The sequence below is a fragment of the Phormidium tenue FACHB-1052 genome, from assembly GCF_014696675.1.
In the GTDB taxonomy this organism is placed as follows: Bacteria; Cyanobacteriota; Cyanobacteriia; order Phormidesmidales; family Phormidesmidaceae; genus Nodosilinea; species Nodosilinea tenuis_A.
The window spans coordinates 45,702-70,264 of sequence record NZ_JACJQN010000016.1 but is presented as its reverse complement, the minus strand read 5'-3'; the positions used below and the strand labels follow the sequence as shown (position 1 = coordinate 70,264).

At 58.3% G+C, this 24,563-nt stretch carries 23 protein-coding genes; 11 read left to right on the top strand and 12 right to left on the bottom strand.

Features of this window, described 5'->3' with window-relative positions:
• Nucleotides 1-53 precede the first annotated feature (53 nt).
• From H6G07_RS20000 to argB, 4 genes are all read left to right on the top strand, one after another.
• Entirely contained in the window at nucleotides 54-698 is a 645-nt protein-coding gene (locus H6G07_RS20000) for a flavin prenyltransferase UbiX (RefSeq protein ID WP_073610054.1), read from the top strand.
• Nucleotides 699-748: 50 nt separating this feature from the next.
• On the top strand, nucleotides 749-1,969 hold the full coding sequence (locus tag H6G07_RS19995; RefSeq protein WP_073610053.1) for a hypothetical protein: 1,221 nt from the start codon (nucleotides 749-751) through the stop codon (nucleotides 1,967-1,969).
• A gap of 67 nt (nucleotides 1,970-2,036) precedes the next feature.
• On the top strand, nucleotides 2,037-2,612 hold the full coding sequence (locus H6G07_RS19990; protein WP_073610052.1) for a shikimate kinase: 576 nt from the start codon (nucleotides 2,037-2,039) through the stop codon (nucleotides 2,610-2,612).
• 44 nt (nucleotides 2,613-2,656) lie between these two features.
• A complete protein-coding gene (gene argB / locus H6G07_RS19985) occupies nucleotides 2,657-3,562 on the top strand; it encodes an acetylglutamate kinase (RefSeq protein WP_073610133.1) in 906 nt (301 codons plus the stop codon).
• Between the two features lie 77 nt (nucleotides 3,563-3,639).
• Here the strand turns inward: argB and H6G07_RS19980 are convergent, their stop codons facing one another.
• Nucleotides 3,640-4,266 (bottom strand): glutathione S-transferase family protein, encoded by a 627-nt coding sequence (locus H6G07_RS19980; RefSeq protein WP_073610051.1) that lies wholly within the window; start codon nucleotides 4,264-4,266, stop codon nucleotides 3,640-3,642.
• A 250-nt stretch (nucleotides 4,267-4,516) separates the two neighbouring features.
• Here H6G07_RS19980 and H6G07_RS19975 point away from each other — a divergent pair, with 250 nt between their 5' ends.
• Nucleotides 4,517-5,527 (top strand): endonuclease/exonuclease/phosphatase family protein, encoded by a 1,011-nt coding sequence (locus H6G07_RS19975; protein WP_073610050.1) that lies wholly within the window; start codon nucleotides 4,517-4,519, stop codon nucleotides 5,525-5,527.
• Between the two features lie 553 nt (nucleotides 5,528-6,080).
• Nucleotides 6,081-7,580 carry a SulP family inorganic anion transporter gene (locus tag H6G07_RS19970; RefSeq protein ID WP_171973068.1) on the top strand — a complete coding sequence of 500 codons (1,500 nt, stop codon included), beginning with the start codon at nucleotides 6,081-6,083 and terminating at the stop codon, nucleotides 7,578-7,580.
• Between the two features lie 271 nt (nucleotides 7,581-7,851).
• Here H6G07_RS19970 and H6G07_RS19960 read toward each other — a convergent pair whose 3' ends face one another.
• Nucleotides 7,852-8,595 carry a metal ABC transporter ATP-binding protein gene (locus H6G07_RS19960; RefSeq protein WP_073610131.1) on the bottom strand — a complete coding sequence of 248 codons (744 nt, stop codon included), beginning with the start codon at nucleotides 8,593-8,595 and terminating at the stop codon, nucleotides 7,852-7,854.
• A 71-nt stretch (nucleotides 8,596-8,666) separates the two neighbouring features.
• Here H6G07_RS19960 and H6G07_RS19955 point away from each other — a divergent pair, with 71 nt between their 5' ends.
• Complete coding sequence (locus H6G07_RS19955; protein ID WP_073610049.1) at nucleotides 8,667-9,779, top strand: metal ABC transporter substrate-binding protein; 1,113 nt, start codon at nucleotides 8,667-8,669, stop codon at nucleotides 9,777-9,779.
• 68 nt (nucleotides 9,780-9,847) lie between these two features.
• Here H6G07_RS19955 and H6G07_RS19950 read toward each other — a convergent pair whose 3' ends face one another.
• The 3 genes from H6G07_RS19950 to H6G07_RS19940 form a co-directional block, all read right to left on the bottom strand.
• Complete coding sequence (locus H6G07_RS19950) at nucleotides 9,848-12,031, bottom strand: amylo-alpha-1,6-glucosidase (protein WP_073610048.1); 2,184 nt, start codon at nucleotides 12,029-12,031, stop codon at nucleotides 9,848-9,850.
• A 179-nt stretch (nucleotides 12,032-12,210) separates the two neighbouring features.
• The gene (locus H6G07_RS19945) at nucleotides 12,211-13,596 is read right to left on the bottom strand and encodes a hypothetical protein (RefSeq protein WP_073610047.1); all 1,386 of its coding nucleotides are present in this window, start codon (nucleotides 13,594-13,596) and stop codon (nucleotides 12,211-12,213) included.
• Between the two features lie 194 nt (nucleotides 13,597-13,790).
• Nucleotides 13,791-14,507, bottom strand: a complete 717-nt coding sequence (locus H6G07_RS19940) for a hypothetical protein (RefSeq protein WP_073610046.1) — start codon at nucleotides 14,505-14,507, stop codon at nucleotides 13,791-13,793.
• Between the two features lie 167 nt (nucleotides 14,508-14,674).
• On the opposite strand from H6G07_RS19940, the gene H6G07_RS19935 reads away from it, so the two are divergent.
• The 4 genes from H6G07_RS19935 to H6G07_RS19920 all read left to right on the top strand — a co-directional run bounded on the left by H6G07_RS19935 (nucleotide 14,675) and on the right by H6G07_RS19920 (nucleotide 18,541).
• Nucleotides 14,675-15,586, top strand: a complete 912-nt coding sequence (locus H6G07_RS19935) for a glycine betaine ABC transporter substrate-binding protein (protein WP_073610045.1) — start codon at nucleotides 14,675-14,677, stop codon at nucleotides 15,584-15,586.
• Between the two features lie 118 nt (nucleotides 15,587-15,704).
• A complete protein-coding gene (locus tag H6G07_RS19930) occupies nucleotides 15,705-16,670 on the top strand; it encodes an ABC transporter ATP-binding protein (RefSeq protein WP_073610044.1) in 966 nt (321 codons plus the stop codon).
• Nucleotides 16,667-17,299, top strand: coding sequence for an ABC transporter permease (locus H6G07_RS19925; RefSeq protein ID WP_073610043.1), 633 nt, complete (start codon nucleotides 16,667-16,669; stop codon nucleotides 17,297-17,299). Before H6G07_RS19930 ends, H6G07_RS19925 begins: the two co-directional genes overlap by 4 nt.
• 204 nt (nucleotides 17,300-17,503) lie before the next feature.
• Nucleotides 17,504-18,541: a hypothetical protein gene (locus H6G07_RS19920; RefSeq protein ID WP_139297135.1), complete on the top strand. Its 1,038-nt coding sequence runs from the start codon at nucleotides 17,504-17,506 to the stop codon at nucleotides 18,539-18,541.
• Between the two features lie 198 nt (nucleotides 18,542-18,739).
• On the opposite strand, the gene H6G07_RS19915 is transcribed toward H6G07_RS19920, so the two are convergent.
• From H6G07_RS19915 to H6G07_RS19885, 7 genes are all read right to left on the bottom strand, one after another.
• Nucleotides 18,740-19,393 (bottom strand): ABC transporter permease, encoded by a 654-nt coding sequence (locus H6G07_RS19915; RefSeq protein ID WP_073610041.1) that lies wholly within the window; start codon nucleotides 19,391-19,393, stop codon nucleotides 18,740-18,742.
• A gap of 22 nt (nucleotides 19,394-19,415) precedes the next feature.
• Complete coding sequence (locus H6G07_RS19910) at nucleotides 19,416-19,796, bottom strand: type II toxin-antitoxin system VapC family toxin (RefSeq protein WP_073610040.1); 381 nt, start codon at nucleotides 19,794-19,796, stop codon at nucleotides 19,416-19,418.
• An 11-nt stretch (nucleotides 19,797-19,807) separates the two neighbouring features.
• Nucleotides 19,808-20,071: a hypothetical protein gene (locus tag H6G07_RS19905; protein ID WP_139297134.1), complete on the bottom strand. Its 264-nt coding sequence runs from the start codon at nucleotides 20,069-20,071 to the stop codon at nucleotides 19,808-19,810.
• Between the two features lie 56 nt (nucleotides 20,072-20,127).
• Nucleotides 20,128-21,195 carry an ABC transporter ATP-binding protein gene (locus H6G07_RS19900; RefSeq protein WP_073610039.1) on the bottom strand — a complete coding sequence of 356 codons (1,068 nt, stop codon included), beginning with the start codon at nucleotides 21,193-21,195 and terminating at the stop codon, nucleotides 20,128-20,130.
• A 138-nt stretch (nucleotides 21,196-21,333) separates the two neighbouring features.
• Nucleotides 21,334-22,218, bottom strand: a complete 885-nt coding sequence (locus H6G07_RS19895) for a carbohydrate ABC transporter permease (RefSeq protein ID WP_073610038.1) — start codon at nucleotides 22,216-22,218, stop codon at nucleotides 21,334-21,336.
• A gap of 73 nt (nucleotides 22,219-22,291) precedes the next feature.
• Nucleotides 22,292-23,191, bottom strand: a complete 900-nt coding sequence (locus H6G07_RS19890; protein ID WP_139297133.1) for a carbohydrate ABC transporter permease — start codon at nucleotides 23,189-23,191, stop codon at nucleotides 22,292-22,294.
• 72 nt (nucleotides 23,192-23,263) lie between these two features.
• Nucleotides 23,264-24,526: an ABC transporter substrate-binding protein gene (locus H6G07_RS19885; RefSeq protein WP_244901952.1), complete on the bottom strand. Its 1,263-nt coding sequence runs from the start codon at nucleotides 24,524-24,526 to the stop codon at nucleotides 23,264-23,266.
• Nucleotides 24,527-24,563: the final 37 nt, after the last annotated feature.

Genomic DNA, 24,563 nt, shown 5'->3' with positions numbered 1-24,563 from the left:
CACTGGTCAGGAGCCTCCCCCGCCCACCCCCATAGTCTCTACCCCCATACACAATGCCAACTGCCGAAACTCCCCTCTCCGCCCGTCCTCTCATTGTGGGAGTTACCGGCGCATCGGGCTTGATTTACGCCGTACGCACGCTGCGACACGTGCTCAACGCTGACGGCGTGGTGGATTTGGTTGCGTCTAAGGCCTCGCAAATGGTGTGGCAGGCCGAATCAGGCATCCACATGCCCCTCGACCCTGAGAAGCAGGAGCAGTTTTGGCGCGACCAGGCGGAGGTGCCCACCGCAGGCAAGCTGCGCTGCCATCCTTGGGGCGATGTGGGGGCGACCATTGCCAGCGGCTCGTACCGCACAGCGGGGATGGTGGTGATACCGTGCAGCATGAGCACGGTAGGACGCCTGGCGGCAGGCCTGAGTTCTGACCTGCTGGAGCGCGCCGCCGATGTACAGCTCAAGGAAGGGCGCAAGCTGGTGGTGGTGCCGCGCGAGACGCCCTTTAGCCTGATTCACCTGCGCAATCTGACCACCCTGGCCGAGGCTGGTGCCAGAATCGTGCCCGCGATTCCAGCTTGGTACCACCAGCCCCAGACCATCGACGACCTGGTAGATTTTGTGGTGGCCCGCGCCCTCGATCAGCTCGACATCGACTGTGTGCCTCTCAACCGCTGGCAGGGGCACCTATCTAATGTCTAACCCTCCGCGAGTCACGATAGGATGGGCAGGACGACGCTATAGGGCTAACCATGGCTACCTTACGTCTAATTGTGGTCTTGCTGGTGTTGGGGGCAGTGCTGCTGCTGGGGGTGCAAAACTTAGCCCCGACCCTGCCCCTGGTCTTTTTTGGCGGCACCACCCAGGCGTTGCCGCTTGGCATATGGCTGACGGGGGCGGTGGGTCTGGGGGCGCTAACAACGCTGGTACTCACGGCTCTACTGGGAGCGATTGGCCCTAGCGGCGGCGATCGCTCCAAGGCCTACAAATATCGGCCTCAGTCCTTCTACGAACCCACCGGTTCATCTGCTGGGACGACCTCGACGGCTGGACAGGCCGGGCGCAACGCACCACCGCCCTACACCGCCCCCGGTTCGAGAAGTGGCGGCGCAGGGCGACAGGCGGCCTCTCCCAGCACCAGCCGAGATCATCCCGCTGATGATGACCCCAGTTGGCGAGCCTGGACAAATTTGAAATCGCCCGCCCAGTGGAACGACTGGGAATCGCTCAGCCAGGCCCCGAAACCCGAAACCACCCCGTCATCCTCAGCCTCGTTATCATCCTCAGCGTCGGGAATTGTCGATAGCGTCACCACCTGGTTTAGCAGCAGCAAGCAGCAGGCCAAGCAGCAGCAGCGGGTCAACGAGTCGCTGCGCGAACTCGACACCGACTGGGATGGGCTAGAAAATCGACCCTACCGCGCCCCCGGAGTCAGCCCCGTGGAAGACCACCTGGATGACATCACCCAGGGCTGGGAACAGGACAGTGGCCCCGATCGCAACCCCAGCCGCGACTTTGAAGCCTCCCAAGCGCCGCGCCGAATGTATCGAGACGGTTCGCTATACTCCTACAGCTACCGCGATGAAGGCGATCCGACACCCCAGAGCGGCCAGGTTGACAATATATACGCGCCCCCAGATGACGTCATCTACGGCAATGACCCCGACCCTCGGTATGCCGACACCGCCTACGCCAGAGGCCCAGTCTACGCCGCTGACGACAGTGCCTACAGCCGAGATCGGGACGAGGACGACGATGGCAATGATTTGGGCGAACCCGAAATCGCCGAAGATGGCGTCGTCGATGCCGACTATCGAGTGATTGTGCCCCCCTACACCGCCGCCGCCGAAGCCGCCGCCGTCGAAACCTGGAGCAATTCGCGAAGCGATCCGTCCCGGAATCGCAGCGAACCTGCCCCAACCCGCCCCCCCAGCGACGAATGGGACGACGCCGACGACGCCCTCACCCCCTAACCCCCACCTTCCCCAATCCACTCATCTCCCCTACCCCCCACCCCCCACCCCCCACTCTCTTCCCTCTATGGCTCTGACCGATCGCCTCAACGGCATCAACCTCTACCTCATCGGCATGATGGGCGCTGGCAAAAGCAGCACGGGCGCAGCCCTAGCCCAGATGCTCGGCTACCAGTTCTTTGATACCGATGCCGTGGTAGAAGCCGCCGCCAGGCAGTCCATCCCTGACATCTTTGCCAGCCAGGGAGAAACCGCCTTTCGCCAGCTCGAAACCGAGGTGCTGGCGGAGCTGGCGGCCTACCGTCGCCTGGTGATCGCCACGGGCGGTGGCATCGTCACCCAGCAGCAAAACTGGAGCTATCTGCACCACGGCATTGTGGTGTGGCTGGATGTGCCGACTGCGGTGCTGCAAGGGCGACTGGCGGGGGAAGCGGGTCGTCCGCTGTTACAGGGGCAGGATTGGGACACTAAGCTGACAACTCTTTTGGCGCAGCGGCAGCACCTCTACGCCCAGGCCGATGTGCGGGTGACGGTGGGCGCGGGGGACGCAGTGGAGGCGATCGCCGCCCGCATCCTAGACCTGGTAGCCGAAAGAATTAGCTCTGAGGCTAATTCTGAGACTGATTCTGCCGTGCTCAATTGATACACTACTGGCAGCTTGATTTCGCCAACCCTATCGGTAGCGCCATGGTTCAGTCTCCTTCTTCGCAAACGGACAGCATCCACGAGGCCGAGGCCGCCCGAGTTCGCATTCTCAGCGAGGCGTTGCCCTACATTCAGCAGTTTCGGGGCCGCACGGTGGTGGTGAAGTACGGCGGCGCGGCGATGAAGGACGGCAGCCTAAAAGCGGGCGTGATCCGCGACATTGTGTTTATGGCCTGCGTCGGCATTCGTCCGGTGGTGGTGCACGGCGGCGGCCCTGAAATCAACATTTGGCTGGGCAAGCTGGGCATTGAGCCCCAGTTCAAAGATGGCCTGCGGGTCACCGATGCCCCCACCATGGATGTGGTGGAAATGGTGCTGGTGGGGCGGGTCAACAAGGAACTGGTGTCGCTGATTAACCAGGAGGGGGGCAAGGCCGTGGGCCTCTGCGGCAAAGACGGCAACCTGATCACTGCTCGGCCCCAGGGCGCAGCCGATGTGGGCTTTGTAGGGGAAGTGAGCGGCATTAATTCGGGCATTATCAAAACCCTGGTCGAAGCGGGCTACATTCCGATTGTGTCGAGCGTGGCCAGCGACGAAACCGGCCAGGCCTACAACATCAATGCCGACACCGTGGCGGGGGAAATTGCCGCCGCCCTGGGGGCCGAAAAGCTGATTTTGCTCACCGACACCAAGGGCATTTTGGAAGACTACCACGACCCCTCTACCCTGCTGCCCAAGCTCGATATTCAGCAGGCGCGGCAGCTAATTGAGAGCGGCGTGGTGTCTGGAGGCATGATTCCCAAGGTGAACTGCTGCGTGCGATCGCTCGCCCAGGGAGTTGGTGCCGCCCACATTCTCGATGGCCGCGTGCCCCACGCCCTGCTGCTCGAAATCTTTAGCGATCTGGGCATTGGCTCGATGATTGTGGCTTCCGAGTTTCGGGGGTAAGCCCCAAGGAACCCTATAGGGGCGCAGCATGCTGCGCCCCTACCCACATTTTCTGCATTTTCTAAAGGCATGCCGCCTTAGGAAATCACCTCTAGGAAGCTGGGCCGATGACTGACCTCAGCCCACCAGGCGTTGAGCTGGGGAATTTCGCTAGTGACGGCGGCAAATTCTGGCGTCTTCGACAGATAGAGCATCACCGGCATGAGATAGAAGTCGGCCAGGGTAATGGTGGGGCCGAGCAGATAGGGGCTACAGGAGGCGATCGCCTCAATTGCCTCCAGGGCGGTCTTCGCCTTTGGGATCGCGGCGGCGACGGCATCCTCATCGGGCTGGCCCCCTTTACTCGGCACAATCAACCGCTGAATGGTGATTGTGCTGATAGCCGGAGCGTAGAGATAGCTATCGACGATCGCCATGATTTGGCGCATGCGGGCCTGGCCCATGGGGTCGGCGGGGGTGAAGGCGCGGTTTCCCACCACCGTATCGAGATATTCGACAATGGCGCAGGTTTCGTAGAGCGTTTCCCCATCGACCTCTAGGGTAGGCACCTTGCCAAAGGGGTGCTTGGCCAGGTAGGCGGGATCGCGATCGCTAAAGATATCGACCGCTTTGAGATCGTAGGGCGTGTTGGTCTCCGCCAAAATCATGCGGACAGTGCGCACGTAGGTGCTGAGGGCTGGCCCGTAGAGCGTATATTGTGTCATCTCAGTTAGCAAATAAGTATCAGTGCCACAAGCGGCTTCTTCAACCTACCGCGAGATTTTGTTTCATGCCGGTATCACCAAGGCTCGATCCGTCCCTAGATCCATCGTTTGCAGTGGCGCGGCCCACCACAGCGCAGGCGTATTGGGCCGAGTAGGCATTGTGCTCATTCAAAAGCTGTCCTTCACGGCAATTAGGCCACTATTCTTGAAGCCACTATTGTCGAAGTTCAATCTCCGGTAAAACCACGACATGCCGCGCCATCACTTTCAGGCCAACTTGCAAGATCTAACCCAGCGTTTAGGCTGGATTTATATCGGTGCGATCGCCCTTTGGTTTGGGCTGCGGTTGGTCTTCTTCGATCAATTTTGGTGGCTGGCGCTGCTAAATACGATCGCATTCTACTTATTTGTGCCCGTTGTGCTGTTGCTACCCCTGGGTATTGGGCTGCGGCGGCGCGGGTTACTGCTGGGGCTAGCCCTTCCCATCGCCATTTTTGTGGGGCTATTCGGCCCGCTGTTTTTGCCGTCTGGGGCCGCGCCCGCTTCTGCCCTCCAGCCTAGCTTTAAGGTGATGAGCTTCAACCTGTTGTGGAGCAATGAGAACTATGACCAGATCGCCCAGTCCATTCGAGCGGCTGCCCCCGATATTGTCGGTTTTCAAGAAGTACGTCCACCAAACATTGCGGCGTTGACAGCGGCTTTGCCAGACTACCCATACAGCGTTTTTCATCAGTCAGACCACTACCATACCGTTGGCCTGGTGAGTCGGTTGCCCATCGTTGCCTCTAAGCAGTTCCCCGATCCACCGTTTAAGCGCGGTTTGCAAAGCGTTATTGATCTAGAGGGAACACCCCTAACTGTCATTGTGGCCCACCTGGCCCCCAACAATATGCCGCTGTTCCCGCTGGGTGAATTTGTCAGGCAGACCCAAGAGCGTTACACCCGCCGGGCTGCTGAGGTAGACCTGCTAAAGCAGGCCGTGCAAACCCGCGATCGCCCCACGGTGATCCTCTGTGACTGCAACATGACCGACACCTCCCAAACCCACGCCGAGCTGCGCTCGGTGCTGACCGATAGCTTTCAGCAGGCGGGATGGGGGTGGGGCCATACCCTGCGGGTAGGGAGCGTCCCCTGGCCTCTTCAGCGCGTTGACTATGTGTGGCACACCGCCGACCTGCGATCGGTGAGCGCCAGAGTCGGCGATCGCGCTGGGTCTGACCACTACCCTGTGGTGACTACCCTGAGACCGCTAAAGTCCTAACCTGCATGCGATATTCACAATGAGAATGGCTAAGCGCTTTCGTGGCGATCGATAAAGCGATCGATGAACTGTCCTCGACTTTGAGAAATTTAGAGAACAGCCATCTTCTTCTCCATTTCTTTTTAATTTCACCCTGGGCACGGCTGTAGATTTGCCGTTAGATAGACTTAAACCAATGAGTACCAAGCAGATCTACTCACGAGCTATGTCGCTCTTTTTCGGTCAGCCCCAAGGCAATCGACAAGCAGGCAGTCCCCATAAATTGAGGAAACTGCTGTCTTGAACCCTCAACAGCCTTTTATGACCAAAGGTGACGGATTGGCTCTTGCCAGCCCAAGAGTAGCTTCATTCAGCAATTGAGACAGCAGGCTGCAATGGTTTCTAAGGAGCGGTCTTTGACCATCGCGCGGCCATCTCAGCGCATTGCCACCAACCCTAACCCCCATCGGTCTGAGATCTCATCTACAGCGATCGGGGCGAGGGCTAAGAGAGTTAGGCAACCAGTGCTCTGCCTGGCCCAACCAGGTTTAGTCTTCCAGGCTTAGGTGACCCCTTGAACAACTCTACTGTCAATCTTCGATCTCTAAATTTGCGCGCCCTGAAACGAGATTGGTGGTCTAACCCCAGGGCTGACCTGCTGGCTGGGGCGGTGGTGGGGCTGGCCCTGATTCCAGAGGCGATCGCGTTTTCGATCATTGCCGGGGTTGACCCCAAGGTGGGCCTCTACACCTCCTTCATCATTGCTGTGGTCACCGCCTTTTTGGGCGGGCGACCCGCTTCGATTTCCGCCGCCACCGGGGCCATGGCCCTGCTGATGATCGACCTGGTGCGCGACTACGGGCTGGAGTATCTGCTGGTGGCTACCCTGCTGTGCGGTGTGTTTCAGGTGATCTTTGGGCTGCTGCGGCTGGCTCGCCAGATGCGCTACGTGCCCCGCGCCGTGATGGTGGGCTATATCAATGCCCTGGCGGTGCTGATTTTCTTAGCGCAGCTGCCCCAGCTAACCAACGTGCCCTTTGCCGTTTACGTGATGACGGCGCTGTCTCTAGCGATCATCTACATCCTGCCGCGCTTCACCAAGGCGGTGCCTTCGCCCCTAGTAGCGTTGTTTGTGATGACAGTGGCGGCGATCGCCCTCGGCCTTGACGTGCCCACCGTCGGTGACATGGGCGAGCTGCCCACCACCCTGCCTATCTTTGCCCTACCCCAGGTGCCCTGGAGTCTCGAAACCCTGAGGATTGTGCTGCCAACGTCGTTGACGATGGCCGTAGTGGGGCTGCTGGCCTCATTTCTGACCGCTTCGCTAGTGGACGAGTTGACCGACACGCCTAGCGACAAAAACCGCGAGGCCAAAGGGCAGGGCATCGCCAATATCATCACCAGCTTTTTTGGCGGCATGGCGGGTTGCGGCATGATTGGGCAGTCGGTGATCAACGTGCAGTCGGGCGGGCGAGGACGACTCTCGACCCTGTGTGCTGGCATATTTCTGCTGTTTGCCATCTTGGTACTGAGCCGCTGGGTGCAGCAGATGCCCATGGCGGCCCTGGTGGCGGTGATGATCATGGTTTCTATTGGCACCTTTCGCTGGGCGTCATTTCGCGACATGGCCAAAATTCCCCGCACCGAGACGGCGGTCATGCTGACCACCATGCTGGTGACCATCTTCACCCGCAACTTTGCCCTGGGGGTGGCCATGGGCATCGTCATGAGCACGGTGTTTTTCAGCCGCAAGATTGCCCGGTTGGTGTTTGTCGATAAGGTGCTGAAAGACGACGGCAAGCACCGTGTCTACAGCGTGTCGGGGCAAATTTTCTTCGTTTCGATTGAAGAATTTCTCGACGCCTTTGACTTCGAAGAGTTTATCGATCGCATCACCATCGACCTCACCCACGCTCACCTGTGGGATCAAGGGGCCGTCGCCGCCCTCGATAAGGTGGTCAGCAAGTTTCGCCGCACCGGGGCTGAGGTAGAGGTGGTAGGCCTCAACGAGGCCAGCGCCACTTTGGTGAACAAGTTGGCCGTCCACAGTCAGCCATCTGCCCTACAGGAATAGCCACCCCATGAAACGAATTTTACTTTGCACGGACGGCTCCACTGCTGATGGGAGCCTACGGCCATCGCCGCATTCGCTACCTGATGATCGGTAGCACCAGGGTACAGATGCTCCGCAGTAGCCAAATTCCGGTGCTGCTTTACCGCTAGATTTACCCGGTTCAACGCTTGCCCGTTCCGTTTATAGCTAGGAAATCAGGGGGAATCGGGGAGGTTGAGCCTTAACTCAAGGCATCTATCAGGGCACCGATGACGCGTACCCCCCTGCCGCATCAGCAGAAGAAATCGGCGTAGGAGGCGATCGCCCCGCTGGGTTCTGGCCCCTGACCGTAGGCCCGCTGAATATTGTCGAAGGTCATCACCGCCTGGGGGGTGTCATCGGCTAGTAGCTGCCGATTGAGCAGCAGTAGGCGATCGTAGCGGTGCAGAGCGTCGCCCCACTCGTGGCTGCATACCACTAGAGTTTTGCCCTCGGCCTGGAGTTCGGCAAAGATCGCCAGCATCAGAGCTTCGGTCTTTTTGTCGATGCCGGTGAAAGGTTCGTCGAGCAGCAGCAGGTCGGCATTTTGAGCCAGGGCGCGGGCCAAAAACACGCGCTGCTGTTGGCCGCCAGAGAGTTGGCCGATGGGGCGATCGCACAAATGCAGCATATCCACCCGTTCGAGAGCCACGGTAACTCGCTGCCGCGCCTGCTGGCTGGGCCGCTGAAACCACCCCGCCAAAGCTGACTGCGCCATCATCGCCACCTGCCCGGCGGTGATCGGGTAGTCCCAGTCGATGCGCGATCGCTGGGGCACGTAGGCTACCGACTGCCGCCGTCGTCGCAGCGGCGCGCCTTGAAAAAGCACCTGCCCCCGACAGGGCACCAACCCCAGCATTGCTTGAATTAGGGTGCTTTTGCCCGCACCGTTAGGGCCAATCAACCCGACCAGTTCCCCTGCCTCTAGAGACAGAGAAACGTTCTCTAGGGCTGACATTCCCCGGTAGTTGACAGACAGGTTTTGAACCTCTAGCATGGCACCCATGAAATGATAACCATTATCACTATCATATTAAAGCAGTTATCTGTTTCTGGGAGAAGTAGGCCATGTTTTTACACCGGGTTAGCCCGCTAGTGCCTTCAAGGGCGAAGCGGTGGAGTGCTGCGATCGCCCTGGCAGTAGGGCTAGTCGGGTGCAGCAGCAACGGCGGCCCGGTGGCAGAATCCGAAGCCGAGGCCCCAGTGGAGGCAGACAGTCCGGTGGTCGTCGCCACGACCAGCGTGCTCTGCGACCTCACCCAGCAGATCGCCGAAACCACCATCGCTCTGACCTGCCTGCTCGACCCCGGCACCGACCCCCACACCTACCAGGTCAAACCCTCCGATCGCCAAGCCCTTGAGCAGGCCGACCTAGTGCTTTATGACGGCTACGGCTATGCTCCTACCCTGATTAAGATGGTGGAAAGTAGTTCTACCGAGGCAGCGCAGGTGCCAGTGTACGAACAGGCGGTACCGACGCCACTGATGGGTGCAGCCCATGACGATCACGACAGTGAAGCAGTTCACGCCGAGGGCGATGGGCACGACCACAGCGCTGAAGGAGCAGAGGAACATGCCAACCGCGCCGAGGAGGACGGCGACAGCGACAGCCAAGGTTCAATGCCCGATCCGCACATCTGGCACAGCGCTAAGCACAACGCCGCTATGGCCTCGGTAATTGCCGATCGCCTTGCTGAAATCAATCCCGACCAAGCCGGTCTCTACGCCGAGAATGCCAGCCGCCTAGTCTCGCAGTTCGAAGCCATCGATCGCTGGATTCAAACCCAGGTAGCTACCATACCCGCCGATCAGCGCCAGCTCGTCACCACCCACAATTCCTTTGGCTACTTTGCCGAGGCCTACGGCTTTGAGGTCAAGGGGGCGCTCAGCGGCCTCAGCACCGACGAAAAGCCGACGCCCGGTGCCCTGACAGCCCTAGTCGAACAGGTCAAGGCCGCCCAGGTGCCCACCATTTTTGCCGAAACCACCACCAACCCCCAGCTAATTGAAACCGTCGCCAAGGATGCGGGCGTCACCGTAGCAGAGCAACCCCTGTTTGTGGAAGGGCCAGGTGGCCCCGGCAGTGCTGCCGAAACCATGCAGGATGTACTGGTGGTAAATACCTGCGTGGTGGTCGACGCGCTGGGGGGCAGCTGCGATCGCGCCAGTGCCCCGCTTTAACGGTTGCGAATCCCTCAGTTGGGCAGGGCAAACGCCGTAAAGCCTCTGGCTTGGCTTCGCCTACGCCCCTACTCTTTCATTAATGGTCTGAGTAGGGCGCTCACCCGCAGCACCTCGGCCACCGACCAGGCCTGAGCAAACGTGCCGCGCGGCTCCATCGGGGCGTTGCCGTCAAAAATTTCGCTGATGGTGCCCAGACAGCCGCCGCCGTGCAGGTGGTGAATCAGTGGATCGAGGAAGCTGTGGGCCAGGTCGGCATCTTGGTAGACCTGCCAGTGGGCCTGCACAAACGGCCCAATCAGCCAGCTCCAGACCGTGCCCTGGTGGTAGGCTCCGTCGCGCTGCACTAGGTCGCCGCCGTAGTGACCGCGATAGTCAGGATGGGCCGGATCGAGCGATCGCAACCCGTGGGAGGTCAACAGTCGTTGAGCCACCACATTCACCACCGCCCGCTGCTGCTCGGCACTCAGGCAGGGCTCTCCCAAGGCGGCATCGGGCAGAGAAACAGCGAAAATTTGGTTGGGCCGCAGGGCCGCATCTGCGCCGTTGGGGCCATCCAGCAGGTCGTAGCAGTAGCCCAGATCGTCGCTCCAAAATCGCTGAAATCCCTGACGGGTTTGAGACGCTAACTCCTGAAACAGGCCGACAGGTTGGCCCAACATTCCCGCAAAATCGGTCATCACCAGCAGAGCGTTGTACCACAGAGCATTGACCTCTACCGGCTTGCCAATGCGAGGGGTGACTACCCAATCGCCCACCTTGGCATCCATCCAGGTGAGTTGCACCCCCGGCTCCCCGGCAGAGAGCAGCCCATCGGTGGCATCGACCTGAATGCCGTGGCGGGTACCTTTGCAGTGCCAGGTAATCACCTCCTGCAGCTGGGGAAAAAGGTCTTCGATTAATGCTGTGTCGGCAGTGGCTTGGTGGTAGGCGCGCAGGGCCTCAAAGTACCAGAGGGTGGCATCTACGGTGTTGTAGTGGGGCGCTTGGCCATTCTCAGGAAAAGCGTTGGGCAGCATGCCCCGATCGAGAAAGCGGGCAAAGGTCTGCAAAATCAGCCGAGCCAGGGCCGGACGCCCGGTGGTTAGGGTTAATCCCGACAAAGCGATCATGGTGTCGCGGCCCCAGTCGCCAAACCAGGGGTAGCCCGCAATTACGGTTTTGCCCGGATTGGCCGATGTTAGAGGCGCTAGGTCAGACCATTCTGCCACCTCATCTGCTGGTAGGGAGTCCGTAGGAATCTCCTGGCTCACCCCAGATTGAGGACTGTGGTCTGGGGCAAAGTCTCCCAACGTGAGGGGGGTGGGGGTGCCTTCGAGATCCACTGCCCCAATGGAATCGCTGGCTTCCAGCACCGTTATGGGGCGGCTGACGATGAACTGATCGGCGGCCAAGACTAGCTGGCTTACCCAGGCGGGTGGCGAGTCGTCGGGTTGGGCCGTCTTGCCCTGGGTCGTCAAATGTTGCTCGTGGGCCAGGCGGCGGAGCAGGGCACTTTGCCCCGAGCGATCGGCCTCGGCTTCGGTGGTGGCCACTAGGGTGAACGACTGGCCCTGACCCAGAGTGGGTGCAAAGGTGGCCGCGTGCAGGTGGTCGTCGTAGGGGTGAATGCCCCGGTAGGTTTCGACGGCGAGGCTGTAGCCCTTGTGCCAGGTGTGGGCGGGCTGGGCTGGGGCGGTTTCGCTGAGTAAATAGAAGGGCTCAACGTTTCCTTTGGCCTGAATGCGCAGACCCTGGGGGCAGTCGGCGATCGCCATTTGCCAGCCCTGCCCCTGGGTGCTGTGGTGGTGGTGGCGGTGGTTGACCAAGACTTTCAGCGTCAGTTCCATGGGGGCGCTGGCGCGGCTGAGGGTGTAGCGCACGTAGGTGGTGTTGGCCCCAGGCTCCATCCAGACGCGCTTTTCGAGGCGAGCATCGGCGATCGCATAGACCCAGATCGGGATGGTGCCCTCCAGCCGAAATGATTCTAAGTACAGGTAGCCCTCGGGTTGCAGCGTGCCATCGGTCCAGCGATCGCAGTACAGCGCGTGGGACTGGCCTAAATAAGTCGCGGTTTCGTCAACCTTAGTCACCAGCAGAGTACGCTCTAGCGGCGGCTTGAGCGCCGCCACCAGCAGCCCGTGGTAGTGGCGAGTGAGCACTCCAGCCACCGTGCCGCTGCCATAGCCGCCAATGCCATTCGTGACCAGCCATTCCTGCTGAGTAGCGATCGCCGCATTGCCGCACAGGTGCCGCCCCAAAGAAATAGTCATACGTTATTGACCCGTGTTCTGCTCGCGAGGATGTGCATTCGCTCGCTACTATAGCCAACCTGCGGCAGGTCGCACTGCTACCTAAAGGGCGATTACAGCCTCTACTGCAAAGCTTTACAGAGATTTCTTCGAATCCCTTGAACCCACCGACTCGCTCACTCACCTACTCACCCACTCCCCTAAAACTGCCCCTGCCACGAAATCGCCTGCTCAGCGCGGTTAGTTCCCAGCGATCGCACCGCCGTAATCTCAATTTGGGCGTACGTGCCACGGGTCAGGGGGCCGCGATCGATGGGCAGGCGACCTAGCGCTAGCTCAAAGCGGTTGCCCGTCAGGCTGACCAACTCCGCTGGCACCACATCGTCGTAAACGGTGACGTAGCGCGGGCGGCGATCGTCCCTGGGGTCGCCGTCGGTGGTTCTCAGCGTCAGGCGAAACTGGGTCGTTAGGTAGGCTGATTCCCCAGCCAGGTCAAGCACCACGGCCTTGAGGTTGGCTCCGCTGCCCTGCACCCCTCCTGAGGCCAAGCGGGTAACGTCGCTAGCTCGCACCGCATTGGTGACCGTGATGGTGAGTTGGTCAGCTTCGCGGCTGGTGGTGTAGTCAGCCCAGAGGCTGTCGGGGAAGGTGGCGATCAGCGCCCCGTCGGGCTGAATCTCGGTGCGCACATCGCCGCCTGCAAAGCTGCCCAGGGGCCGGGGGGCTTGCCAATTGAGGCTGACATCGCCTTCCACTCGCCCGGTATATTCGCGGTAAATGTCGTTGACCCGTGAGCCTGGGGCCAGCAGGGCGTTGGCTCCCGATTTCTCAGCCCACAGGTTGCGCGAAAGACGTACGGGTTGACTGGCCAGAGTTTGCAGCCCCACCGCCATGGCCGAGTTTTCGCCCAGCAGCGGCTCTAGCTGGTTGACAATCCACACCTGGCCGTCGGCACCGACAGCCCCATCGCGGCCAAAGGAGCCGTTGTCACCGCTGCGGCCATCGTAGCAGCGGTAGCGATTTGCCCCGCATTGATAGTCGGGCTGGCCAGGGGTGCCGGTGCAGGTTTGAATCTCCCAATCGCGCAGGTCGCAGCGACAGCCCATGGTGCCGCTGCCGCCGCGCCCGCCGCGTCCAAAGCGTCCGCCGCGAGCGTCTACCGAGAGCCGTTGCAGAGCCGCGCGATCGCCATAGTAAACCGTTAGATTGCCGCCGATGCCACCGCTGCCGCCGCTGCCGCCGTCGCCGCCGTCGCCGCCGTCAGGGGCGCGCAGATTGTAGTCAACATTGCGGGGCTGACCGCCACAGCGGGGCCGATAGCCATTTTCGCCATGCTCACCGTCTTCGCCATCGCTGCCGGTGAGGCTAAAGCTGGCAGCAGTGCCATCGGCCACGGTGGTTTGGCTCGGCCCAGCGGTGCCATCGCGCCCTGACCTGCCGCTGCGGCCATCGCTGCCATCGCTGCCGTAGGTGCGGGTTTCTTGCGCCCAGGCCAGCATCGAGCAGCCGTTTAACCCCGACAGTGGCAGGGTGGCTGCAATCCCTAAGCAAAGCGGAGCCAGAGCAAAGGCAAGGGCGCGTTTCATAGCAGGGGTTCTCGGTGTGCAAAGCACCCCAAGGGTAGCTAAGGCAGGCGGAGGAGGCGCAGGCCATGTGCCAGAATTTATGGTGAAACTGGCTGGCTGATCTTTGCAACTTTTGTAACTAATGAATACCTTTTGGGGGAGGATGCGACTCAGTTGCCGGGGTTTTAGCTGAGTACAGCAACCTACTGATCTGCTTACTCACTGGGTACAAAGCTACAGGAGCTGCTAAACGTTGTAGGTGGCAACGGTTGGTTGCAAAGCGCTTTGTCGGGCGATCGCACATAGACCCACTGCCCCTCCAGATTTAGCGCCACCTGGTTAGTGTCAGTATTAAAAGCCAAATCCGCCCCGCCCGCAGAAATGATATCGGTAGAGCTGCGATAGATCTGATGGCACAGCCCCGGCGATCGGCAGCTGAGCAGCATCAGCTCGCCGTAGTTGTCATCCAGAGGAAAGGCCACATACACCGTGCGATAGGTAACGCCCCAGGGTGACATGGTCTGGCTAGCCTGGGGGGCATAGCCGACAAGTAAGGCTGGCAGCAAAGCCACCAGTAAAAAAATACCCACAGCCAGCAGTAAGCCTACTTTCGCTAGGCCTCGGCGGATGCTTTGTCGCCACTCTAGTTTTAGGCTCAAAAGCAGCAGGCAGACGGCCAGGCTTCCTGCCCCCAACAGAATGATGACCGCGAGCAGGGTCAGCAGAGCGATCGCAAAGAGTTTGCCGTAGACCCAAGCTAGCCCATGCACCCCAGGCACAGCGCCCCCGACAAAGGGCAAATACCCCAGCCATCCCAGAGCGGCCAGGATGGCCCAACCCAGCAGTAGAGTTCTCCGTCTGGGGCGACGGGTGAAGCGCTGAGCCAGGGTGAGGGATGCGGGATTGCTCGCGGGCGTATTGTGACTAGACATGGGGGCAGAGGGCTAGAACGCTACCCCAAGGTGGCTTAACTCAGGCTCCGCTGTCATCGGCAAGGGAGAATTGCCCAACAAAAACCCGTGCCTAAAAGTCCTGTGATATTCTCAGGGGGACAGTGGCGCGATGCCAAACTTGTCCAGTTTTCAGCCTTTTTAACCCTATGACGTTAACTCGACGGTGGTTTAGCCAGGCCTGCCTGGGGGTAGCGACAGCGCTGGTAGCAGCGGCCTGCGGCGGTGGCGGTGGTAATGGCGGTGATGTGGTCAGCGTGGGCTCAAAAGACTTTACCGAGCAGCTGATTATCGGCGAAATGTACGCCCTGATGCTCGAAGAAAACGGTCTGACCGTTGAGCGCAAGCTCAACCTGGGGGGTACTCCGGTGGCCCAGGCTGCGATCGAGAGCGGCGAAATCGACCTCTACCCCGAATACACTGGCACCGCCCTGCTCACGGTGCTCAAGCAGCCGGTCAGCAGCGATCAGCAGGCGGTCTTCGACACCGTCAAGCAGGCCTACCAGGAACAATTTAACCTAGTGTGGCTCGACCCCTCGCCGATGAACAACACCCAAGCCCTGGCCATGACCGAGGAACGGGCCGATGCCCAGGGCATTCGCACGATCTCTGATTTTGCCGCCCAGGCCAGCAACCTGACGCTGATTGGGCCGCCCGAGTTTGAGGTGCGCGAAGACGGTCTACCCGGCCTGCAAGCGGCCTACGGCAATTTTTCTGTCAAAGAATACAAAGCCGTAGACGCGGGCCTGCGCTACAAAGGTCTGGTGGATGGCGAAGCCGATGTGGCTGTCGCCTTTGGCACCGATGGTGAAATCAGCGCCTTTAACCTGGTGGTGCTCGAAGACGACAAGGGGTTGTTTCCGCCCTACCAGGTGGCCCCCATTGTCAGCCAGACGGCGCTGGATGCCAACCCTGCGATCGCTGAAGCCCTCAACCAGGTTTCACCCCTGCTCACCGATGAGGTCATGCGCCAGCTCAACTACGAGGTCAGCGGCAACCAGCGTGAACCGGCAGAGGTAGCGAAAGAGTTTTTAGTCGATGCGGGCCTAGTCGCAGAATAATGGCGTGGGGTATGGGGTTTTGGGTTCACGGTATCAGGTTCACGGTTCTGCCTCGTATCCGCCCCCTTTGCATCTTGTACTTACCCCCTTGCACCTTACACCTCATACCTAACGCCCCATGAGTGCTATCCAGTTTGACGATGTTTCGCTGCGATTTGCTGGGGGTGCCCGCCCAGCGGTGAACCGGGTGACTTGCCAGGTCAACTCAGGCGAAATTGTGGTGATTTTGGGACCGTCGGGCTGCGGCAAAACTACGCTGCTCAAGATGGTTAACCGCCTCTACGAACCCACCGCAGGCAACATCTTTCTCGATGGGGCGAATATTCGCCAGCTCAAGGCAACCAAGCTGCGGCAGCAGATCGGCTACGTGATTCAGCAGTCGGGGCTGTTTCCCCACATGACGGTGGCCGACAATGTGGCGGTGGTGCCCAAGCTGCTGGGCTGGCCCAAACCCCAGATTCAGGCCCGCATCGACGAGCTGCTGGACTTGGTGAAGCTATCTCCGGGGGAATTTCGCGATCGCTATCCCGCCCAACTTTCTGGTGGGCAGCAGCAGCGAGTGGGCATTGCCCGAGCCCTGGCAGGCAACCCCGGCATCATGCTGATGGATGAGCCCTTTGGGGCGATCGATGCGATCACACGCACAGCGTTGCAGGACGAAATTCTTCGCCTCCAGGGCCAGCTCAAAAAGACGATTTTGTTTGTCTCCCACGATGTGGAAGAGGCCCTGCGCCTGGCCGATCGCATCTTGATCATGCGCCTGGGCGAAGTGGTGCAGTTTGATACCCCCTTCAACCTCTTGACCCGGCCTGCCGATGAGTTTGTGCACACCCTGCTAGGGGCCGACGACATGGTGCGCCAGCTCGGTCTGCTGCGGGTGGGTGCGGCGATGATGGCGCTGCCGACCAACTACAGCAATGGCCACAACCCTACCCTCTCTCACCTAGACAGCCTGCGAGATGCGCTGTCGCTGATTCTAAAAACTGGGGCACCAGCTCTCACCGTGCTAGAAGGAGGCAACCCGGTGGGTCTACTTACCCTCGACCACATTCGCGAGTCGGCGGTTGCCGGGAACGGACGATGAGCTACCTGCTGAGCAACCCCGGCGACGTGCTGACCCTGCTGCTGCAACACCTGCGGATGACGGGGATTGCGCTAGGGATTGCGATCGCCCTCGCCGTTCCCCTTGCCCTGCTGGTCTCGCGCCTGCGCTGGCTGGCGGTGCCCGTGCTCGGCGGGCTGGGGGCGCTCTACACCATTCCCAGCCTGGCGCTGATTATCTTTTTGGTGCCGCTGTTTGGCCTCAACGCCACCTCGGTGATTGTGGCGATGGTGCTCTACACCCAGGTGATTTTGGTGCGCAACCTGACGGTGGGCTTGGCGGGCATTAACCCAGCGGTGCTAGAGGCAGCGCGGGGTATGGGCATGAGCGTGGCTCAGCGCTGGTGGCGAGTGCAGGTGCCGTTGGTGCTGCCGGTATTTTTAGCTGGGGTAAGAATTGCAGCGATTGTGGCCATTGCGATCGCTACCATTGGGGCTAAATTCAACGCTGGCGGCTTGGGCAAGCTGCTGTTCGACGGCATTCAAACCAACCGCTATGACAAGATTGTGGCGGGTGCGATCGCGGTGGCCGTTCTAGCCCTAGTCATCAACGGCCTACTGCTGGCCCTGGAGCATTACGCTCAACCCCAGCGGCGGTTAAAGCATGGGTAAAACAACAAGTACGGTTTGCGACGCCACTATCTTTACAATTTACCTTTCCAAAGTGGATTGTACGGGAACGTTTCATTTTGGAGACACTATCTACTAACTAATGAGCGTCAAAAAAACTCCCTGTAAGATGCAGCCGAATAATTCAAATGCAGCGAATGGGTTAGAGTTTCTGATATTGAGTTAAGGCAGTTCGCCGTCGCAGGCTTGAGTATTATTAGCCGGGGAAAAACAAGGCAAACCATGCAAATAAGAAATGATTTCCAGTCAGTCTCACTTCAACTTAATCGACTGGTAGAATATGCGAGAGTTTTTGATTCTAATAATATGGAGCACTGGCCTCACCTTAAAAACAATGAAGACTTCAAATTTATTTATTCTCTGCAACGGAAAGACCGAGGGCCTATTGAGCAAATATACTGTGATGGCAGAGATTTGGCAATATTCATGTCATCACGATTAACCGAGTTCAACTACGCAGAGTATTTCCCCACGCTAAAATCATTTGTTGATTCATTTCTAGGTGGCTGGGTTTATCAAGTTGACATTCTCCGAAATACGTCTCAAGCAGCCAAGGATAAATCTAAGAGCCTTCAGAGCTGCCCATGGGCGGTCAATCAAATGATTAATTTATTTGATCGTCAAATTGAAATCTTAATTGCCATTAGGCAATGCCTTGATTCACTTAGACAATCTGATTTATACAAATGGGAAGATGGTCATGCACAACCAACATTTCAGATCCTAGAATACAACAAAGCTCTCGATTGCATTCATTCTGTTGGGAAAATGTTTGAACGGTTGCCCAGTACGTACGCCAATAAGGATGAAGAGGCACTAAGAGATCATATACTGGTTTCTCTTGAAAGTGTTGTTTATGGATCGGCTACGGGAGAGTCCTTTAACAAAAGAGGGAAAACAGACATCTTAGTGCGAGGAGAAGGTGCGAACGAGTTTGTTGGAGAATGTAAGTTCTGGAGAGGGAAAGAGGTATTCCTGGATACGATAAATCAACTCCTGAGCTATTTATCTTGGCGTGACACTAAGGCTGGCATCATACTATTTGTTCAGAATAAAGATTTTGGAGCCGTAATATCCAAAATTCAGAACCATATAGTTGAGCATCATAACTATTTAAGGAAAATTTCTGAAATTGACGAAACTTGGCACAACTATGAATTTCGGATGAATGATGATTCAAGTCGTGTTGTTAAGGTAGCTGTAATGCTCTACCACATGCCATAGAAGCCAAAAAATTGCTACACTCGGGAAAATTGCTTACTGCACTCCTGATTTTCTGGTGAGCAAAGCGTTATTTAGAAATTCCATCATATTGATAGCTAAATTTGTTATGCATGCGCTGCGTGTCTGGTTGTGTGATTAGAGACGTTATCTAAGCAAAACTTACATGGTACTACTGAGTCTATAAAGCTAAGATTACCCCTAAACCGATCGCACCCCCGGCGGCTGAGCGGCTCGCTGCACCGCGCTCAACCCCATCTCCGCCAGTAGCGCCAGCAGCGCCACCGGCACCGCCCCCACCAGCAAAATCGCTGGGTCATAAGCGGCGAACCCCAACACAATAAACGCCCCTAACCCGCCCGCCCCTACAAAGGCGGCCAGAGTAGCGCTAGCAATCACCTCCACCGTGGCAGTTTTGATGCCAGCAATCACCACCGGCAGCGCCAGGGGAATTTCGACGGTTTTGAGAATGTCACCGGGAGGCATCCCCATCCCCGTCGCCGCCTCACGAATGGCGGGGCTGATATTGCGAAACGCTACGTCGGTGCTGATCAGAATGGGCGGCATCACCAGCAGCGTCAGGGCCAGCACCGCCGACCAAAAGCTCAGACCCAGCACGGGCACCGCCAAAAACAGCACCGCCAGGCTAGGAATCACCCGTAGGGCATTGAAGCTATTGAGCATGACCGTGGAGATCAGGCGCGATCGCGCACTCCACAACCCCAGCGGCAGCCCCACCAGTAGCCCAATCGCCAGGGGCACCGCTACTAACAATAGGTGTTGTTGCAGGGCGGTAAGAATGCGATCGCTGTTATCCAGCGCGTACTGATAGGCGTTTTGTAAAGTGGAGGGCATAGGCAATCTTGCAAAAAATGACTTAATCCTCAAAAGGATTCGCTAGCCTTAAGGATTCAATTTTTGAGAAGTCTGCTGTGTTACGGGTAATAAGTTGTAAAGAATATTCCAGAGCGGTTGCAGCGATAATAGCATTAGGTACTTTGATCTTAAAATGCTTCCGCAGTTGAATAGTTCGTTCAGCAACTTCGGAAGTCAGGGGTAGCTCAACCAAGCGCGACAAAAGCTGTTTTGCCCGAGCCTCTTCCAGCTTAGATTGCTGGAAGCCCAAAACTTCAATTCTGGAAATGACTGAGTAAGCGCCTTGTCCCATCAGGCCTGTTCTCAAAAGATTCTCGCCAGATTCATTGAGCTGGTTATTGAAGTGGTAAATAAAAATATTGGTATCAAAAATTAGCTGCACCAGATCAATACCTAATCACCCCAGCTTAATTTTCGTTGTTGCTCTATCTCTGCATTAATTTCTTCAACACTTGATTGCCCCCAGCTCCCTCTAGTCTCGTCCAACAGCTTATTAATATCTGAGGAACTCCCTGAGCCTTGAACCTCTAAAGCTGAGTCTTTAAGCGAGCTTGTACGCGCGTGAAGTTGACTCACTAAATAGCTGAGTAAAGTCCACTGTTCTTCTGAGCTGAGCTGGGTTAGCTCACTCATCACGCGCTGTAATGATGGGCTCATAGGTAGCCTTCTTGTGGGGCAGCATGCTCACCTTAAATTCTAAGCCCGTAGCAGCTTTAAGTTGTTAGACGTTGCTCGGTATCGCCGTCGAACCAGTGGATTGACTCGGGCGGCAACGCCAGCTTCAGATTTTCCTTGCTCCAGACAGCATCGGCGGGCAGCAGCGCCCGCAAGGTCAGGGTGGGGTCGCCCTGCACCCGCAGGCTCACCAGGTCGTGCATGCCCAAGTTTTCTACCAAAAACACCTGCCCGCTGACGGTGTGGGCATCGCCCTCGCGGGGCAGCCGCAGATGCTCGGGGCGAATGCCTAGTACCACGGAAGCCGCCTGAACTCCGACGGGCAGCGGTATGGCAAAATCGCCCAGGGTCACACTGTTGCCGGTGCGGGTGAGGGTAACCAGGTTCATCTGAGGGCTGCCGATGAAGCTAGCGACAAACCGATTGGCCGGAGTTTTGTAGATATCGTGGGGGTGACCTAGCTGTTGCAGATAGCCATTGTTGAGCACCGCTACCTTGGTCGAAAGGGTCATGGCCTCGGTCTGGTCGTGGGTGACGTAGACAATGGGTGATTTTTGGTCGGCAAAAATCTGCTTGAGGTCGGCCCGCACCTGCTCGCGCAGCAGGGCATCGAGGTTGCTCAGGGGTTCATCGAGCAAAAACACATCGGGGTTGCGTACCAGGGCGCGGGCCAGAGCCACCCGCTGGCGCTGACCGCCCGAGAGTTTCGCAGGCTTGCGATCGAGCAGCGGGTCGAGACCCAGCACCCCAGAGACTTCCTGCACCCGCTTTTGAATGTCGCCCACTGGCAGGTGGCGCAGCTTTAGCCCCGAAGCCACGTTCTCGCGCACCGTCATGTGAGGGTAAAGGGCGTAGCTCTGAAAGACCATAGCGATGTTGCGATCGCCCGGTGGCAGCGGGCTAACATCGCGATCGCCAATCATCACCCGCCCCTCCGTGGGCTGGTCCAACCCCGCAATCAGCCTGAGAATGGTGGATTTACCACAGCCCGACGGCCCCACCAGGGTCAAAAACTCGTTGTCTTCCACCACCAAATTGAGCTGCTTGACCGGCACAATGTCGCGGCTGTAGGCTTTAGCGAGGTTTTGGAGTTCGAGTTTAGCCATGATCGTAGAGGTAGGTGGGTGGATGGGTAGATGGGTGGGAGGGTGGATGGGTGGGAGAGTAGGAGGGTGGATGGGAAGGGTGAGGGGTTGGAGTTTTTAGGCTCGTCTACCCGCCTACCCACCTACCCATCCACCCATCTACCCCTTCACCGACCCCGAGGTCAGGCCTTGCACAATGCGGCGTTGGAAGAACAGCACCAGCAACACCAGGGGTAGGGTACCGACCACGGTGGCGGCGGCTAGGGGGCCGTAGGGTACTTCAAATAGGGTGGTGCCGCCGAGCTGGGCGGCGGCGACGGGGATGGTTTTCATGCTCTCACGGGTCATAAAGGTGAGGGCAAACAGGTACTCATTCCAGGCAAAGATAAAGGCCAGAATGCCGGTGGTGACTAGGGCGGGCAGAGTCATGGGCAGCACGATGCGCCAGAGCATTTGCACTGTGTTATAGCCATCCACACGGGCCGAGTCTTCTAGGTCTTTGGGCAACTGCTGAAAAAAGCTGCGCATGACCAAAATCGTCAGGGGCAGATTGATGGCGGTGTAGGGAATGATCAGCGCCAGGTAGTTGTTGGCCAGGCCAAAGGCCCGCACGAGTTCGAGCAGGCCGAGGAACAACAGAATGTAGGGAAACAGGGTCACGACCAGCACGATCGCCAAGATCGCCTGCTCACCCGGAATCCGCAGACGGGCAAGGGCGTAGGCCGCCGGGGAACCCAGCGCCAGACACAGCACCGTGGAGACAATCGCCACCAGCGCGCTGTTAAACATGTAGACATGGAACTGGTTGAGCCGAAATAAGTCTAGATAGTGGGTCAAGGTGAGCTGGTCGAACCCCGGCAGGTAGACCACCGGGGTCTGGGTGATGGCCGCATTGGTCTTAAACGAGGTCAGCACCTGCCACAGCACCGGGGCGAGGCTAAAGATGACGGTAAATGCGATCGCCAGCCCCAGCAGCACCCGTCCCCAGGGAATACCGCGATCGCGGGTTTGGGGAGGGGCAGTGGTTTGAGGGACGGTAGTCATAGGGGTGGATGGGTTAGGGGTGGATGGGTTGGGGCAGACCAACGTGTCTGCTGCTGAGGGAAATCGACCAAAGTTACTCGGTCTTGGCTCTTAGGCGAGAGATATATAGCCAACTCAGAGCCACAACCGCCACTAGCACCAAAAATGTCACGGTCACAAGGGCGGCCCCATAGCCAAAGTCTAAATAGCGCATCACGGCGGCGTAGATATAGATCGACACCGTCTCTGTGGCACCGCCAGGGCCGCCGCCAGTCATCACCTGAATCAAGTCAAAAATGCCAAAGGACTGAGCAAAGCGAAACAACATGGCAATCACAATCTGCGGCGCAATCAGCGGCAGCGTAATTTGCCGAAAGCTTTGCCAAGGGCTGGCTCCGTCTAAAGCGTGAGCCTCGTACAGATCCTGGGAAATCGACTGAAGCCCTGCTAGCAGCAAAATCGCCACAAAGGATGTCGTCTTCCAGACATCGGCGGCGATCACCGCCACCATGGCCCAAAAGGGCTCTCCCAACCAGTTCACCGGGTTGCCGATCAGATGCAAGCGCATCAGCATGTCGTTCCAGACGCCAAACTCGGTATTAAAAATCCAGCGCCAGGCCAGGGCAATTAGGGCAGTGGGCAGCGCCCAGGGGAGAATGGCGATCGTCCGCGCCAAGCCCCGACCGCGAAAGGCCTGATCGAGCGTCAGGGCAATGATCAATCCCAGCCCCAGCTCAAAGAACAGCGTGAACAGGGTGAAAACAGCTGTATTCCGCATACTCTGCCAGAAACGACCATCCCCCACCATCAACCCGTAGTTGTCTAGGCCGCTAAACACCGGCTCTAGATTAGTGCTCAGGTTTTGGGTAAAGAAGCTCAGCCAAAAGGCCCGCAGAATCGGAAAGGCATACACCAGCAGCAACACCAGCAATGCTGGCAACATCAACAGCCACCCGGTCCGCTGTTCCCGCTGCCGCATATAGTCCTTAGCCATCATTCCTGATCCCCATTTCCCCATCACTCCTCTATTCCCATCCACCCATCCACCCGCCTACCCATCCACTCCCTACCCCTCTACCCCCAACACCCGCCGACTCTCGCCCGCAGCGGCTCGCATAGCGTCCTCAGCCGTCATCTGGTCACTGATAGCCGCGCTCAAATAGCGTTGCAGAATGTCTGAAACTTGGGCGTACTGACCCACGGGAGGGCGAGGCACCGCTGTTTCTGCCACCTCTAACAGCTGCTCATAGTGAGGAAACGTCGCCAGCACATCGGGATCGGTAAACAGGGCGCGACGGCTGGGCACGTAGGCAAATTCGGTGATGAGATCCTTCATTGGCCCAGGGCTAGTGAAAAACTCCACTACTCGCCAGGCCTCCTCGGGGTGGGGAGTGGTGGCCGAAATTCCAAAGCCCCAGCCCCCTAGGCAGGCAGCGGGCTGCTGGCCAGTGGCATGCACCATGGGTTTGAGGGCAATTTTACCGGCGACCGGAGTGCCGTCGCGGTTGGCCTCGGCCCAAGCGTAGGGCCAATTCCGCAGAAAGGCCACATTGCCGTTCTGGAACTGACGAAGAGAGTCTTCCTCAATGTAGTTGGTCACACCGGGGGGAGAGATGCGCTGGTCGATCAGGCCCTTCATAAATTCAACCGCCTGAACCCCAGCGGGCTGATCTAAGCCCACTTCCAGGGTGGTCGGATCGATCCAAAAACCGCCGTAGCCTGCGATGATTTCAACGAAGTTGGTGACTAAGCCTTCGTACTGCAAACCCTGCCAGGTATATCCCCAGTCCACGTCGGTCTGCGCTTGAATGGTTTCGGCGGCAGTAATTAGATCGTCAAAGGTTTCGGGAGGTGCTAAACCGACTTGATCGAGCAGATCAGTGCGGTAGTAAAGCATGCCCATGTCGGAGCGAAACGGCATGCGGTAGAGGCCACCTTGGTAAAGGCCAGCGGCCACGTCGGCAGGCAAAAAGTCGGCCAGATCGGTTTCACTGACGCGATCGGAGAGATCTAACAGCCACCCGGCAGCGGCAAATTTGGGAATCCAAACGACATCAGAGAAGAGGATGTCGTAGGGTGAGTCGCCCAGCAAAAAGGACGTGGTGTAAAGGTTTTCGACCGCATCGGCGGCGTTGGGGCCGCGCACCATCTGAATGCGAATATCGGGATTTTCGGCCATGAACTGCTCGGCTAAGCCCTGCATCTGGTCGGCTTCCACCGCTCGCAGCAGAAAGGAGATGGTAACTGGCTGCTGCGACCAGACCTGGGCAGCGATCAGCACTGTGGCGGCGATCGCAACCAACGCTAATAAAAATCTGCTGAGACGCACCCGACTGCGCCTCAGAAAGGGGAACCGGTATTCACTC

Excerpts from the sequence above, each read along its gene's own strand:
- H6G07_RS19905 (WP_139297134.1), bottom strand. The coding sequence starts at position 20,071 with ATGAGCCCATCATTACAGCGCGTGATGAGTGAGCTAACCCAGCTCAGC.
- H6G07_RS19950 (WP_073610048.1), bottom strand. The coding sequence starts at position 12,031 with ATGACTATTTCTTTGGGGCGGCACCTGTGCGGCAATGCGGCGATCGCT.
- H6G07_RS19895 (WP_073610038.1), bottom strand. The coding sequence starts at position 22,218 with ATGACTACCGTCCCTCAAACCACTGCCCCTCCCCAAACCCGCGATCGC.
- H6G07_RS19960 (WP_073610131.1), bottom strand. The coding sequence starts at position 8,595 with ATGCTAGAGGTTCAAAACCTGTCTGTCAACTACCGGGGAATGTCAGCC.
- H6G07_RS19935 (WP_073610045.1), top strand. The coding sequence starts at position 14,675 with ATGACGTTAACTCGACGGTGGTTTAGCCAGGCCTGCCTGGGGGTAGCG.
- H6G07_RS19975 (WP_073610050.1), top strand. The coding sequence starts at position 4,517 with ATGCCGCGCCATCACTTTCAGGCCAACTTGCAAGATCTAACCCAGCGT.
- H6G07_RS19995 (WP_073610053.1), top strand. The coding sequence starts at position 749 with ATGGCTACCTTACGTCTAATTGTGGTCTTGCTGGTGTTGGGGGCAGTG.
- H6G07_RS19980 (WP_073610051.1), bottom strand. The coding sequence starts at position 4,266 with ATGACACAATATACGCTCTACGGGCCAGCCCTCAGCACCTACGTGCGC.
- H6G07_RS19915 (WP_073610041.1), bottom strand. The coding sequence starts at position 19,393 with ATGCCCTCCACTTTACAAAACGCCTATCAGTACGCGCTGGATAACAGC.
- argB (WP_073610133.1), top strand. The coding sequence starts at position 2,657 with ATGGTTCAGTCTCCTTCTTCGCAAACGGACAGCATCCACGAGGCCGAG.
- H6G07_RS19900 (WP_073610039.1), bottom strand. The coding sequence starts at position 21,195 with ATGGCTAAACTCGAACTCCAAAACCTCGCTAAAGCCTACAGCCGCGAC.
- H6G07_RS19925 (WP_073610043.1), top strand. The coding sequence starts at position 16,667 with ATGAGCTACCTGCTGAGCAACCCCGGCGACGTGCTGACCCTGCTGCTG.
- H6G07_RS19930 (WP_073610044.1), top strand. The coding sequence starts at position 15,705 with ATGAGTGCTATCCAGTTTGACGATGTTTCGCTGCGATTTGCTGGGGGT.
- H6G07_RS19890 (WP_139297133.1), bottom strand. The coding sequence starts at position 23,191 with ATGGCTAAGGACTATATGCGGCAGCGGGAACAGCGGACCGGGTGGCTG.
- H6G07_RS19945 (WP_073610047.1), bottom strand. The coding sequence starts at position 13,596 with ATGAAACGCGCCCTTGCCTTTGCTCTGGCTCCGCTTTGCTTAGGGATT.
- H6G07_RS19940 (WP_073610046.1), bottom strand. The coding sequence starts at position 14,507 with ATGTCTAGTCACAATACGCCCGCGAGCAATCCCGCATCCCTCACCCTG.
- H6G07_RS19955 (WP_073610049.1), top strand. The coding sequence starts at position 8,667 with ATGTTTTTACACCGGGTTAGCCCGCTAGTGCCTTCAAGGGCGAAGCGG.
- H6G07_RS20000 (WP_073610054.1), top strand. The coding sequence starts at position 54 with ATGCCAACTGCCGAAACTCCCCTCTCCGCCCGTCCTCTCATTGTGGGA.
- H6G07_RS19990 (WP_073610052.1), top strand. The coding sequence starts at position 2,037 with ATGGCTCTGACCGATCGCCTCAACGGCATCAACCTCTACCTCATCGGC.